Here is a 13,287-nt window from a genome sequence, read left to right on the forward strand (position 1 = left end):
GGGCTTTACTTGGGGGTGTTCGCGGGCGCAACAGACGCGGCGATCAGCGTAGAAGGGCGGCCATGTCCAGCGAAGAGAACAACCGGGGCGCATTCCTGATCCAGGAGCATTTCTGCAACGTGATGGGCGCGCCGATCACCGCGCGTATCTGCGCCGCGCTCGCCATTTGCCTCAACCGCGAAACCCGCACCGGCCGCCGGGTTCTCGACTGGCCGGGCGAGCCGACCACCGATGCACTCCCGCTGCGCCTGGTCGGCGGCCTGCACGCGCTCGATCTCGCCGGCGTGGCGCCGGCGCTCTCGCAGGTCTTCGCCGGCACCGTCACCGAGCCGGGCGAGGTCCAGCAGATCCTCAACGACACCTTCGCCGTTCATGACGAGTCGCTCTATCCCTGGCTCGACGGCCCGCCCCAGACCAATGAGGCGGGCCGCTCGGCTGCGCTGATGATCGGGCTGATAGAAGTCGCCCGCCGCCATGGGCCCAAGGTGGAATTGCTCGAGATCGGCTCCAGCGCTGGCCTCAACCTGCTGATCGATCGCTTCAGCTTCGATCTCGGCGGGGCGCGATTCGGCCCGGTCGACTCGTCCGTCACCATCAAGCCGGAATGGCGTGGCTCGCCGCCACCCGATGTCCCGATCGAGGTCGTCTCAGTGCGCGGCGTGGAGATCCAGCCGATCGACGTGCGCAATCCGGCGGCGGCCGATCGCCTGCGCGCCTATGTCTGGGCCGACAATCCAGACCGCATGGAGCGCCTCACCAGCGCCATCGCAATGATTGCCGAGAAGCCGGTCGATATCAGTCAGGGCGACGCCGCCGACTGGGTCGAGGCGCGCCTTGCCGAGCCGCAAGCCGCCGGCGTCACCCGGGTGCTGATGCACTCGGTTGTCTGGCAATATCTCGGCGAGGAGCGCCAGGCGCGGATCGAAGCGGCGATGGCCGCCGCCGCGGATCGCGCCACCTCCGAGCGCCCGCTCGCCTGGGTCCGCATGGAGCCCAACCGCATCGCCGCCAAGCAACAGGTCTGGGTCCAGAGCTGGCCCGACTATGCGGAGCCTGTCATCCTCGCCGACGTGCAGGCGCACGGTGCGTGGATTGAGCGCTTGTCCGACTGAACTTAACACACCACCGCGAGCCGGATTCCACTCGACATCGGCGACGGTGATGGCAATCTCACCCCATGACCCAGCTCTTCCTGCTTCCGGGTGCCGTCAGGAAGGATCCCAGCGTCGACGCCTGGTTCGCGGCGGGCGACGACGATCTTCGCGCCATGGCCCGGCCGTGGTTCGAAACCATGCGAGCCTGCGGACCGGACGTGTGCGAGATTCTGCATGACGGCCACCCCACCGCCTGTGTGCGGGATGCCGCGTTCGCTTATGTCAACGCCTTCAGCCTCCATGTGAATATCGGCTTCTTCCACGGCGCGTCGCTGCCCGATCCCGCCCGCCTGCTCGAAGGCTCAGGCAAGCGCATGCGGCACGTTAAACTGCGCTGGGGCCAGCCGGTGGACGACGCCGCGCTCACGGCGCTCATCGCCGCGGCCTATCGCGACATCCACGCTCGCCTCGATGATCCACAAGACCCCAGCACAGCAGGAACCTGAACCATGTATGTTTGCGGCCTCGTGATCCCGGTGCCCGAAGGAGAGATGGAGGCCTATCGGAGATGGGCCGAGAATAGCGCCGCCTTCTTCAGGGAATATGGCTGCCTCGAGATTGTCGAATGCTGGGAGGATTACATCCCCACCGGCCAGCAGACCGATTTCCGCCGCGCCGTCGCCGCGAAAGAGGGCGAGAAGATCGTCTTCACTTGGCAGATCTGGCCCGACAAGGCGCAGTTCCAGGCGGCCGAAGAGAAGATGCACCATGACGAGCGCATGGACGCGGCCGGCGAACCCCCGTTCGACGCGAAGCGCCTCATCCTTGGCTGTTTCGAGCCGATCTTCGCGATGGGCAGGGCCTGATCCCGGCCGGTCATTTCACGTCAAATGCCTGAAACGGCTGCGCGGCTCGGACGCTCAGCGACGAGATAGCTGAGGCTCAGCCAGCCAAGGTCGCCTTCCCTGATAGCCTCGAATCCCGCTTCGGCAACGACGTCGCGCAATTCGTGCAGATCGAAGCGGCCATGCGGCCCGTGCCGGGCTGACATATGCCGCCTGGTCTCGAGCTTGCCGGCATAATCGATCAGCACAAGCCGCCCGCCCGGCTTCAATACCCGCCGCGCTTCGGCGAGACATGTCGGATGCTCCGGGGTCGCGATCATGTGCAGAACGGTCGTGACCATCACGACGTCGAAGCGATCGGCATCGAACGGGAGCGCCGTCGCGTCGCCTTGAACGACCTCGATGGCAGCTCCGGCGCGGCATATCTTGCGACGCGCGGCCGCGATCATGCGCGGGTTGATGTCGAGCCCGATCACGCTTCCACCCGGCAACACGCGCGCGAGCGTCAACAGCGCCTGTGTGCCGGTACCACAGCCGACATCGAGCACCGCGTCGCCCGGCGCGACAGCCGCCCGATCGAGGACCTCGTCACGATAGCTGGCTTCACAGCCGCCGGTCATGCGGCGGAGCAGGAAATCATAGAGGCGGGGAAAGCCTATGCCCTTGTGTCCGTGCATCCTTGTCCTTTCAATAGTGAGAAATCCGACTTTCATCAGAGAGCCTTGCCGTCTGCAATCGCCGGCCGCTTGAAATGCAGTCGGGGATGATCCAGAACGCGATGTCTCAAAACGAACATCCTGTTCGGAAAGGCCAGAGACGATGCGCGAGATCCGTTCGGTACCGAACACATCGGCGGCGGCTGTCCTGCAAAAGCCGAAGATCGACCGGCGATCGGCCCGAACGCGCAGGGCGCTGCACGACGCACTGATGCGCCTGATCGTCCGCAAGGGTTATGCCGCCATAACCGTCCAGGACATCATCGACGAAGCCGATATCGGCCGCGCCACCTTCTACGCGCACGTAACCGGCAAAGACGATCTGTTACGAATTGGCTTCGCCCATCTTCGCACGGACTTGCAGGCGGGCATTGCGGCATCGGACAGCACCGCCGTGCCCGACGCGCCGTTACGCTTCAGCCTCGCGATGTTCGAGCACGCGGCCGGGTATGCCGATGTCTACCGCGCCCTTCTCGGCGACCGCGGAGGGACTGTGGCAGTTCAGGAAATCCGCAGCGCTCTCGCCGCCGCGGTCGCCCAGGAATGGCAGGCGATTCCCGGTTTCGCTGGAATCCCGAAGGATCTTGCCATCAGCTACGTGACCGAAAGTTTTCTCACGGTCCTGCACTGGTGGCTGAGCCGCAAGCCGGAGCTGGGTCCGGCCGAGGTGAATGCGTCCTTTCGACAGCTGGTGCTCGGCAGATGTTGATGCTGACACCAGCTGGGTAGCGCGACACCCCGCAGCCCAACCTTATCAGGCCGCCTGCACCCGCGCCTCGGGCTCCTCATCACCGCCAGGCGTGCAGCGCTCGTTCCGCTGGGCCTTCACCGCATAAAGCGCGGCGTCAGCGGTCTCGAACAAGTCCCGCGATGTCGCCCCGTCGCCCGGCCAGGTGGCGACGCCGATGCTCGCGCCCACCCGGATGACATGGCCTTCGATCCGATAGGGCGGCACCAGCGCCGCGAGCATATGGTCGGCGATCGCAGCGAGGCTGATCGCTGAACCGGCCGGCACCAGGATCGCGAATTCGTCGCCGCCGAGCCGGGCGGGCAGGGCGTTCGGCCCGCACGCCGCGCGCAGCCGGTCAGCGACTTCGCACAGCAGCAGGTCGCCGCAGCCATGGCCATATTGGTCGTTGACCGGCTTGAACCCGTCGAGATCGAGCAGGGCGAGCGCGAAACTGGCGTTCGGCCCGGCGCGCTGGATCTGCTCGTCGAGCCGCTCGGCGAGCACGCGCCGATTGGGCAGGCCGGTCAGCGGATCGGTGTCGGCGAGCTCGCGCATCTGGCGCTGCAGCAGCAGCAGGTCGACCAGCTGGTCATGCTGCTGGAAGATCATGCGCAGCAGGAAGGCGCTGGCCACCACCAGGCTGGTGCCCGCCGCCAGATCCATCCGATTGCCCGAAAAGAGCAGCAGCAGCGAGATCGGCAGCAGCCCGATCAGCAGGTTGATGATCGTCGCGCCGCGGATCGTGGAGAGGCAATAGGCTGTGGCGAGCGACCCCATCGACATGATCATCGGGTAATAGATGCGCAGATCGGCGGGCGCGGTGAGAAAGCTCATCACGCACCAGATGCTGCAGATCACGCCTAGCGACCCCGAAACCCAGGTCGCGCCGGTGACCATCCGCTCGGCGCTGTGCACGTCGAGCGTCTGCTTGCGCTTCTTCATCCAGGTAATGAAGCGCGCCAGGCACGCAGCCCCCATCACGACCGGAATGCCAAGCCGCACCCAGGCCGGGGCGCCTTGGCTCGACCCATAGATTGTGGTCGGGATCGTCAGCAACAGGGTCAGGTAGAGCAGCGGAATCTGGCTTTGCAGACGCGCCGCCCGCAACAGCTTGAAGTCGCCCAGGATCACATCGGGAATGGGCGGGAACATCGTCCGCCAAAGGGTCGCGACCAGAATCATGGTCCGGGGACGTAACGGCCAAGAATTACCCGGCGGTTAAGTACATATCCGTAGCTGCGCTATTTGCGCGAGGCCGACTGAAAGGAACCGAAATGGCTGAATCGTAGGGCTTTCTTTACTGCTGCTTTGGTTAATGTGGCGATCATCACATCACATGACTTCCAGGAGCAGCGAATGTCGCGCGCAGCCGTCCAGCCCACGCTTCCCCAGAACGATACGCCCGCCCAACAGGCTGAGCGCATCGCCCAGATCGCTGCCTCGCGCGTCACCTATGAATGGACCACCACCGTCCCCACGCTGCCCGGCGTGCCGCTGTCCGCCACGGTGCCGTCGAACGACGAGCCGACGCTCGCCTGGTTCCTGCTGCTGATCGAGGTGGGGCTGAAGATCGCCTTCAACCGGCTCGCCCTCGATCTGTCGCAGCACGGCTCCGGCCTCGACACCACGGTCGTCACCCATGACGCGGCGAACCCCCGCGATCTGTCGGGCCATGTGCATCAGGTGCCGCCCACCGCACCGCCGCATGCCGCCGCCCGGGAGCGCTGCCACGAGATCGCTGCCTCGGCTGCCGATATCCGTGCGCATTATGCCCGCCAGCCCGGCGGCGGCCTGCTCGGGCACATCGGTGCCGAGATACAGACGGGGGTCGATCTCGTCCTGCATGATTCGCACCGAGAGCTGCTCAGGAGCCATGCCAATGAGGTGCGCGATATCGTCACCTCGATCGACCCCAGCGGGGCGATCGGCAACCCCGCCGCGGCGACGCTCGAGGCCTATATGGCGCTGTTCGACAGCCTGCGCGTGCCCGGCATCGCTTACACCTTCCAGGAAGATGATGTCTTCGCACGCCTGCGTGTCGCCGGTCCGAACGCGGTCCTGATCAAGGGCATCGACGCGCTGCCCGCGAACTTCCCGCTCACCGAGGCGCAATATGCGGGGGTGGTCGCCGGCGATACGCTCGCCGCCGCGCTCGCCGGCGGCCGCCTCTATCTGTCCGACTATGTCGAGCTGTCGGCGCTCGTTCCGGGCATGTGGGATGGCCTGCAGAAATATGTCTATCAGCCAATGGCGCTATTCGCCGTGCCACCCGGCGGCTCGGCGCTCACGCCCGCGGCGATCCAGTGCGACCAGGACAGCAGCACCAATCCGATCTTCACCCCTTCCGTGATCGCCGCCGAGCAATGGGGCTGGGAAATGGCCAAGCTCGTCGTCCAGGTTGCCGACGGCAATTATCACGAACTGGTTGCGCATCTCGCGCACACCCATCTGGTGATCGAGGCCTTCGCCGTCGCCACCCAGCGCAATCTCGCCAACGTCCACCCGCTCTGGGGCCTGCTCGTGCCGCATTTCGAGGGGCTGCTCTTCATCAACAACCAGGCGGCGACATCGCTGATCGCGGCGAACGGCCCGATCGACCATATCTTCGGCGGTACCATCACCTCGAGCCAGCTGACTGCGTCCGCGGCGCGCCTGTCGTTCGATTTCTGCGCCAAGATGCTGCCCAATGATCTCGTCTCGCGCGGCGTCGCCGATGCCGCGCAGCTGCCGGATTACCCTTATCGCGACGATGCCCTGCTGGTGTGGCAGGCGATCCGCGACTGGGCGACTCAATATGTCGACATCTATTATGTCGATGATGCCGCGGTGACCGGCGATACCGAGCTTGCCGCCTGGACCGCGTCGCTCATGGCCGAGGGTGCGATCAAGGGCTTCAAGGCCATCACCACCCGCGATCAGCTCGCTCTGGTCTGCACGATGGTCATGTTCACCGCCAGCGCGCAGCACGCGGCAGTGAACTTCCCGCAAAAATCGATCATGTCCTTTGCCCCTGCCATTACCGGCGCCGGCTGGGCCCCCGCGCCAACGGTGCAGGCGGGCCATAACCGCCAGGAATGGCTCGGCTCCATGCCGCCGCTGACGCTCGCGCTCGAGCAGCTCGATGTGCTCTATCTGCTCGGCTCAATCTATTATCGCCCGCTCGGCACCTATCTCAGCAATGATTTCCCCTATCCTGCGTGGTTCCGCGATCCGGCGATCATCGGTGCCGATTGCGCCCTGCCGCGCTTCCAGGCGGCACTGCAGGAGGTCGAAACGCGGATCCTCGCCCGCAACGCCGAACGCCGCAGCCCCTATACCTTCCTCCAGCCGAGCCTGATCCCGACGAGCATCAATATCTAACCTCGGGCCGAACCGTCTGCCGGATTGGCAGCTAGTGCTGCGTGGCGGCCTCCGTGGGCAGGAATGCGCCCGGTGGGATGTCGATATAGTGGACCTTGCCGCTATCGATATCGAAGATCGCGCCATACACCGCCAGCTTGCCGGCCTGCTGCGCGGGATAGAGGATCGGCTGCTCCGGGGATCGCAGGCGCGCGGTGACGCGGTGGATATTCTCGGCGATGGCGCTGTCGAGCGGCCGGCCGCGCACGGCGTTCGCTGCCGGCAGGATCGGATCGACCATCGGGCCGATGCTGCCGGGAAAGACGGCATTGTTGTCGATAACGCTCTTCGCCGCCTTGACCGCCCCGCAGTCGGTGTGGCCGAGAACGATAATCACCGGCACTTTGAGATCGGCGACGGAATATTCCACGCTGCCGAGCGACTGGCTCGATGCGGTGGTGTTGCCCGCGTTGCGCACCACGAACAGCTCGCCGAATCCGACCTCGAAAATCAGCTCGGGCGGAACCCGGCTGTCCGAGCAGCAGACGATCGTCGCCCACGGCTCCTGTCCTTTGGCGAGCTTGCCCAGTTTCGCCATGTCGAAAGCGGGCGCCGCCGAGCCGGTCGCGAATTTGCGATTGCCCTCGATCAGCCGGCCGATCGCCTGCTCGGTCGTCACCCCGGTACCCGGCGCGTCGTCCGCCCAGGCGCGCAGCGGCAGCATGGCGGACAAGGCCAGCCCGGCCGAGCCCCGGATCAGCGACCTTCTGGAGATATGCATGACTGGCCCTTTCGGATTGTTGAGCGTCCGTAATAACCTGTTTTGCCCAAGGCCCGCCACGAGATGGAGTTGCTTTGGTGGCAACAAGGCGATGGCCCACCCTGCGGCCGCGCGACGCGCCACCGCCGCAGCCACATGCCCCTTGATCAGCCGCTGTCACAGGTAAAGGATCGCACAATCGAATCGGCAACGGGATGACCCGGCCGCACAGGGGAGTGGTGGCATGGCCCGGCAGCCTCTCGCGCTCACGCTCGCAGCGTTCCTCGCGGCGTCGTTCAGCCTGTCGGGATGCAGTGGCGGCGGCAGCGCAACCCCCACGCCCGCTCCCACGCCCACGCCTGTCCCGACACCTACGCCCAGCCCCACCCTCCAGGCGCTCTCCCACCAGCCGCCGGTCGGCGTCTATCTGGCGATGCTGCTGACGGACGGATCGGTCATGGCCCAGGCCAATCCGCAGGCCGGGCCAGGCTCGAGCGCCGGCGATTTCTACCGGCTGACGCCCGACGCAAACGGCAGCTATGTCGCGGGCACCTGGACTCATCTCGCCGCGCCGCCCGCCGGCTACGCGCCCTATGCCTCGGCCGAGGCGGTGCTCGCCGATGGCCGGGTGCTGTTCGTCGGCGGGGAATATAATCAGGACAAATATGGCGAGCCCTTCGCGCCCGAGGGCCTCACCAACATGTCTGCGGTGTTCGATCCCGTCGCCAATCACTGGACGATGGTCGCCCCGCCGCCGGGCCAGCCCTATATCGGCGACGTGCCCTCCAGCATCCTGCCGGACGGGCGCTTCATCTTCGGCAGCAAGCTCGATCGCAAGATGTGGTCGCTCGATCCGGTAACCCTCACTTGGACTGCGGTCGCCGCTACGGACAAGAGCGACAATTTCTCCGAGGAAGGCTTCACCCAGCTGCCTGGCGGCGTCCTGCTCACCGTCGATATGGTCAACACACCGCAATCCGAACATTTCGTGCCGGCCACCACAGCTGGATTTCGGACGGCCCGACCCCGGTGTCGCTCACCTCGCCGACGACGGTTCCAGCCGGCATCGGCTATGGCCCGGCGCCGGTCCAGGTCGTGGGCGGCGTGAGCTACGGGCCCGGCCCAGCGGGCACCTATTTCCCGCCCGGCGAGATCGGCCCCGCCGTGCTGCGACCCGACGGATCGGTCTTCGCGACCGGCTCCGCCCGCGCCGGCCAGACCGCGCACACCGCCATCTATCGACCCGGCGCAACGCCGTCCCAGTCCGGCTCCTGGACGGCCGGTCCGGATTTCCCGGGCATCGACGATGCCGGCGATTCCTCGGCGACTCTGTTGACCAGCGGCAATGTCCTCGTCGCGGGCACGACCGGCGCGCTCTATGAATTCGACGGCGTGAATCTGCGGATGACCGCGGCCGGCCCGGCCAACGCGACCGGCGGCGTACCGGTCTATCTGCTCCCCTTGCCCTCGGGCGAGGTGCTGGTGCTGTCGCCGACGCTCAACGTCAGGGCGCGGCTCTACATCCCGCTCGGCGGCCCGCTCGCCGCCTGGGCGCCGACCATCACCTCAGTCCCGGCCAGCCTGACCCGCGGGCAAAGCTATGCCCTGACCGGCACCCAGCTCAACGGCCTGAGCGAGGCGGCCGCCTATGGCGACGAGCTCAGCGCGGCGACCAATTATCCCCTGGTCCGCCTGACCAACACCGCCTCGGGCCATGTCGTCTATGCGCGAACCCATGATCACAGCATGATGGGCGTCGCGACCGGCGCCACGCCCGTCACCACCCATTTCGACACCCCCGCCGCGGCGGATTCGGGCGCCACCACCCTGGTCGTCATCGCCAACGGCATCGCCTCGGCACCTGTGGCGGTCACGATCTTCTAGGGTTCGCGCGTGCCGTGGCGATCCCGAGAGCCGCGAACGCGTCGATCAGCGATGCCGCTCATCTCTATAGGATTAACCACTAGGTTTGTTTTTTAAACCTGTTTGTGATACCTCGCCTTTCGAGGAGGAAGACTCATGACCACAGCAACATCCGCCAGCCGCGCCGTCCCGATGCGCGCCGCCGCCGCGCCCGATCGCAATCTGACCATCAATTATCTGCGCGCCTTCGTGACCCTGCTCGTGGTCGCGCATCATTCAGTGCTGGCCTATATGCCCGAAGCCATGGCGTCGGGGCGGTTCGATCAGCCGCCCTTTCTGTGGGCGGCCTTTCCGATCGTCGATCGTCCCGGCTGGGAGGGCTTCACTGCCTTTGCCGGCTTCAATGACACATTCTTCATGGCGCTGATGTTCTTCCTGTCCGGGCTGTTCGTGCCGGCGAGCCTGGCGCGGCGCGGCGCGGGCGGATATGCCCGGGAGCGGCTGCTGCGGCTCGGCATCCCGTTCCTGATCGGCGCCTTCCTCCTCGCCCCGTTCGCTTATTATCCGAGCTATGCGGTCCAGGCGACGCACGCCTCAGCGGGCGACTACCTTCGCACCTGGTTCGCGCTGCCGCACTGGAACAGCGGGCCTGCCTGGTTCATCGCCGTCCTGCTGCTGTTCGGCCTTCTCGCCGCCGGGTTGCAGGCGATGAAGCCGGCCTGGCAAGGCGGCCTCGCACGGCTGGCCACAGGCGCGGATCGCAAGCCCGCCCGCTTCTTTGCCGGGCTCCTGCTGATCTCCGCCCTCGGCTATGGAGCCCTTAATGCAGTGTTCGGCCCCGTCGCCTGGCTGCAGTTCGGGCCGTTTGCCGTCCAGAGCAGCCGCATCCTGCACTATCTCCTCTATTTCGGCGCCGGCATCGCAGTCGGCGCTGCCGGGCTCCAAAGCGGATTGCTCTCGCCGGACGGCGCTCTCCTCCGGCGCTGGTGGGCATGGACTATCCTCGCCATGCTGGCCTTTGTCGCCGCAACGGTCATGGTGATCGCGGGAGCGGTCACCAAAGGGCAGCCGCCGATGCTGTGGGCAATCCTCGGCCCGATCGCCTTCGCTTTGTCCTGCGCTGCGTCGTCCTTCATGCTGCTGGCGATCTTCCGCCGCTTCGTGAAGCGCAGGCGCCCGACGCTGGATAGCCTCGCCGCCAATGCCTATGCGATCTATCTGTTGCATTATGCCTTCGTCGTCTGGCTGCAATTCGCGCTTGTCGGTGCGCCTGTCGGCAGCTTCGCCAAGGGCGTGCTGGTGTTCGCCCTGGCGGTTGCATTGAGCTGGGCAAGCGCTGCATTGCTGCGCAGACTGCCGGTCGTGGCGCGAATCTTGTGAGGGGGGAGGAAACCGGGATGAGCACCGCGCCGCAGGATTTGCAGCAGGATCTCGCTTTCATGCGCGCGCTGGCCGAAGGCAGCGTCAGCCATCATCAGCCGCAATTCGGGGCGGTCTATCTGGCCGCCGGGCTATGCTACGGCGCGCAATGCCTGTTCGGCTGGGGCCAGTATATGGGCTGGATCCGGGTGAGCGATCCGGTTTCGCTCGCCGCCCATCTCGGATTCACGGTCGTCTTTCTCGCGATCCTGGCGGTGGTGATGGTCCGCAACCGCGGCAACCCGCCGACCGGATTGGCGAGCCGAGCGGTCGGGGCCGCCTTCTCGTCGGTCGGATTGACCAATTGCGTGATGATCATCGTGTTCGGAACCGTCGCGGCGCGGCACCATAATATGACGATCTGGCTGCTCTATCCGATCGTCGTGTTCGCGCTGCAGGGCGCAGCCTGGCTGATCGCGGCGCAGATCCAGAAACGCGTCGGCATGTGCGCGGTGGCGCTCGGCTGGATGGCAAGCGCGGTCGCGCTCGCCCTCACGATCGACGGCCCCTATTATGTGGGGATCTGCGGCCTCAGCCTTTTGCTGCTGATGGCCTTGCCTGGCGCGATCATGATGCGGCGCCCGGCCTCGCACGGCTGATGTCGGGTTTCGACATCGATCGGATCGACGACGTCATTCACGGCCGCATGCGGCTTGGCGTGATGGCCTATCTGGCGAGTGCCGAAGTCGCCGATTTCAACGAGCTGAAGGCGCTGCTGAAGGCGACCCAGGGCAATCTCTCGATCCATCTGCGCAAGCTGGAGGACGCCGGCTACATCACGATCGAGAAGTCGTTTCTGGGCCGCAAACCACTGACCCAGGCGCGCCTCACGCCGGCAGGCCGCACGGCTTTCGTGCGCTATCTGGCCGCGATGCAGCAACTCGTCGACACCCAGGGCTGAAGTGAGCGCGTGTCAGGTCATGAGAGACGTTTGTCTCGCGGCCGCCTCAATACAGGATGGTGACTTCACCACCCATCAATACCCCCAGCGCTTCCAGCACATTCCGCATCGGTGTCACAAAGGTTTCGCCGCGGGGCCCGTTCGTCCCGGCCAGGATCAAGCCGACGGGTCGGTTATCCATGTCGGTAACGAGCGCACCCGGATCGCCTGGATTGCTGAAGGGGGAAGATCCTTCCGCGAGGACGGAGAACTGGTCCAGGAACGTCGTCTCCGCGCCAACCCCAAAAGATAGTGTGATGGCGAAGCCCATCGCGGCAATCCGGCCACGGGCGTAAGCTGTGGTGCGGCCACTCATCTGGACCTCGGTCCCGATCGTGGGATTCTGGATCGGGGGCGCCAGCGACGCAAGCCGTCCACCCTGGCCAAGGATGCGCGGATCCAGCGCCACGCCCGGCTCGGGCAATGCCAGAGCGGCATCCGCCTGCGCGGTGCCGCCGTGCACAAGCTGGGTGCCAGCGACCAGTATCGCGATAATGTCGGTCGCACTGCCGCCGTCCTGAGCCGATGGCTGGAGGATCTGGGTGCCGACGGGCAGGGTGTTCAAATTGGTGAGGTTATGGCTGGTGCCGAGCAGATACTGCACGCCCCCGCAAACGACTATACAGCCAAGCGTGCCGCTGCCATAGGGGCCGATCGGCGCGATCGAGCATCCCCCCACGAGCGGACGATACCGCTGCTCGCCGATCGACTGGGTCGAGAGGGGCAGTGCCGCGGGATGCGGATGGACGGGATGACCGCAAGGATGTTCGGGCTGCACTGGCGCTCTCCGGACGCGATCGGGGGACCCGGTTCATGCGCCGCAACAGCCCCTAGGGCAATCACGGGGCGAGGGGCGGCGGTCGCTCTCCCGGTCGCTGATATCCCGCCGTTGATCGCGCAACGTCAAAGCGCCGACAGAATCTCCGCCTTCTTCGCCTCGAAATCGGCATCGTTGATCAAGCCGCTCGCGTGGAGCCGTTGGAGCTCGGCTAGCCGGTCAGCCAATGTCGTGTGCGGCGGCGAACCGACGGTCATCTTGCCGACCGTGACATTGCCTTGCTGCATTGCCGCCGCGATGAGCCCCGCCACATCCTGGAGGTCCTGCGGCGCCCCGTCGTTACCGCCACCGAAATCGTCGAAGCTCGACCAGCTGTCGCGCGCCTCGGCCTTGCGGCGCATGCGCGGTGCGGCGAAGATCAGCAGAGCGGCGAAGATCAGCGCCGAATAAAGCGGGAACGCGATCCCGATCCCGTCAAAGGTGATGTCGTCGCGCGTCTCGTCCTTCCCCTCGCCGGTGACGCAGACGATATGGCGATGCACACCGCTCCCGCCGGACTGCGTGGTGTAAGTATCCGAATCGTCGATGACCTTGCCCGAACAGAAGGGCCCGGCGGCCCAGCTGGTGACGGGCGCCCACATCGTCGTGCCGATCCCCGCGACAAAAAAGCCGAGGCCGAGGCTGAGCGGAAGTAGCGTGCCGAGTGCCGTCCGCCAGGGACGGTAGGACGGTTTGGCTGGCATGGCTGTTCCCCCGCGCCCGGGGCGACGCAGCGAATTGCCTAAAGCAAGTGCCGCAGGCGG

At 65.9% G+C, this 13,287-nt stretch carries 15 protein-coding genes; 10 read left to right on the forward strand and 5 right to left on the reverse strand.

The features are described 5' to 3' along the window. Positions 1-62 precede the first annotated feature (62 nt). The 3 genes from AC1DVS_RS05505 to AC1DVS_RS05515 all read left to right on the forward strand — a co-directional run bounded on the left by AC1DVS_RS05505 (position 63) and on the right by AC1DVS_RS05515 (position 1,960). Positions 63-1,112 (forward strand): DUF2332 domain-containing protein, encoded by a 1,050-nt coding sequence (locus tag AC1DVS_RS05505; RefSeq protein ID WP_478020946.1) that lies wholly within the window; start codon positions 63-65, stop codon positions 1,110-1,112. Positions 1,113-1,177: 65 nt separating this feature from the next. Beyond that, positions 1,178-1,600 (forward strand): DUF1801 domain-containing protein, encoded by a 423-nt coding sequence (locus AC1DVS_RS05510; protein WP_478020948.1) that lies wholly within the window; start codon positions 1,178-1,180, stop codon positions 1,598-1,600. 3 nt (positions 1,601-1,603) lie between these two features. Beyond that, complete coding sequence (locus AC1DVS_RS05515) at positions 1,604-1,960, forward strand: DUF1428 domain-containing protein (RefSeq protein WP_478020950.1); 357 nt, start codon at positions 1,604-1,606, stop codon at positions 1,958-1,960. A 20-nt stretch (positions 1,961-1,980) separates the two neighbouring features. Here the strand turns inward: AC1DVS_RS05515 and AC1DVS_RS05520 are convergent, their stop codons facing one another. After that, entirely contained in the window at positions 1,981-2,616 is a 636-nt protein-coding gene (locus tag AC1DVS_RS05520) for a class I SAM-dependent methyltransferase (protein WP_478020951.1), read from the reverse strand. Between the two features lie 250 nt (positions 2,617-2,866). Here AC1DVS_RS05520 and AC1DVS_RS05525 point away from each other — a divergent pair, with 250 nt between their 5' ends. Beyond that, the gene (locus tag AC1DVS_RS05525) at positions 2,867-3,364 is read left to right on the forward strand and encodes a TetR/AcrR family transcriptional regulator (protein ID WP_478020953.1); all 498 of its coding nucleotides are present in this window, start codon (positions 2,867-2,869) and stop codon (positions 3,362-3,364) included. A gap of 45 nt (positions 3,365-3,409) precedes the next feature. On the opposite strand, the gene AC1DVS_RS05530 is transcribed toward AC1DVS_RS05525, so the two are convergent. Continuing rightward, the gene (locus AC1DVS_RS05530) at positions 3,410-4,537 is read right to left on the reverse strand and encodes a GGDEF domain-containing protein (protein WP_478020955.1); all 1,128 of its coding nucleotides are present in this window, start codon (positions 4,535-4,537) and stop codon (positions 3,410-3,412) included. A 204-nt stretch (positions 4,538-4,741) separates the two neighbouring features. On the opposite strand from AC1DVS_RS05530, the gene AC1DVS_RS05535 reads away from it, so the two are divergent. Next, positions 4,742-6,745 carry a lipoxygenase family protein gene (locus AC1DVS_RS05535; RefSeq protein WP_478020957.1) on the forward strand — a complete coding sequence of 668 codons (2,004 nt, stop codon included), beginning with the start codon at positions 4,742-4,744 and terminating at the stop codon, positions 6,743-6,745. 31 nt (positions 6,746-6,776) lie between these two features. On the opposite strand, the gene AC1DVS_RS05540 is transcribed toward AC1DVS_RS05535, so the two are convergent. Next, positions 6,777-7,505, reverse strand: coding sequence for a carbonic anhydrase (locus AC1DVS_RS05540; protein WP_478020959.1), 729 nt, complete (start codon positions 7,503-7,505; stop codon positions 6,777-6,779). A gap of 223 nt (positions 7,506-7,728) precedes the next feature. Between AC1DVS_RS05540 and AC1DVS_RS05545 the strand changes: the two genes are divergently transcribed. The 5 genes from AC1DVS_RS05545 (at position 7,729) to AC1DVS_RS05565 (ending at position 11,667) form a co-directional block, all read left to right on the forward strand. Further along, a complete protein-coding gene (locus tag AC1DVS_RS05545; RefSeq protein WP_478020961.1) occupies positions 7,729-8,592 on the forward strand; it encodes a Kelch repeat-containing protein in 864 nt (287 codons plus the stop codon). After that, a complete protein-coding gene (locus tag AC1DVS_RS05550) occupies positions 8,514-9,368 on the forward strand; it encodes a hypothetical protein (RefSeq protein ID WP_478020963.1) in 855 nt (284 codons plus the stop codon). The genes AC1DVS_RS05545 and AC1DVS_RS05550 overlap by 79 nt, the downstream gene beginning before the upstream one ends. 135 nt (positions 9,369-9,503) lie before the next feature. Beyond that, complete coding sequence (locus AC1DVS_RS05555) at positions 9,504-10,727, forward strand: acyltransferase family protein (RefSeq protein WP_478020964.1); 1,224 nt, start codon at positions 9,504-9,506, stop codon at positions 10,725-10,727. A 17-nt stretch (positions 10,728-10,744) separates the two neighbouring features. After that, entirely contained in the window at positions 10,745-11,365 is a 621-nt protein-coding gene (locus tag AC1DVS_RS05560; RefSeq protein WP_478020966.1) for a hypothetical protein, read from the forward strand. Further along, positions 11,365-11,667, forward strand: a complete 303-nt coding sequence (locus AC1DVS_RS05565; protein WP_478020968.1) for a winged helix-turn-helix domain-containing protein — start codon at positions 11,365-11,367, stop codon at positions 11,665-11,667. Before AC1DVS_RS05560 ends, AC1DVS_RS05565 begins: the two co-directional genes overlap by 1 nt. Before the next feature lie 46 nt (positions 11,668-11,713). On the opposite strand, the gene AC1DVS_RS05570 is transcribed toward AC1DVS_RS05565, so the two are convergent. Together AC1DVS_RS05570 and AC1DVS_RS05575 are read right to left on the reverse strand one after the other, a co-directional pair. Next, positions 11,714-12,484, reverse strand: a complete 771-nt coding sequence (locus tag AC1DVS_RS05570; protein WP_478020970.1) for a chymotrypsin family serine protease — start codon at positions 12,482-12,484, stop codon at positions 11,714-11,716. A gap of 125 nt (positions 12,485-12,609) precedes the next feature. After that, positions 12,610-13,227 carry an SHOCT domain-containing protein gene (locus AC1DVS_RS05575; protein ID WP_478020972.1) on the reverse strand — a complete coding sequence of 206 codons (618 nt, stop codon included), beginning with the start codon at positions 13,225-13,227 and terminating at the stop codon, positions 12,610-12,612. Between the last annotated feature and the right edge of the window lie 60 nt (positions 13,228-13,287).

This window comes from Sphingomonas sp. P3_C5 (assembly GCF_056402635.1).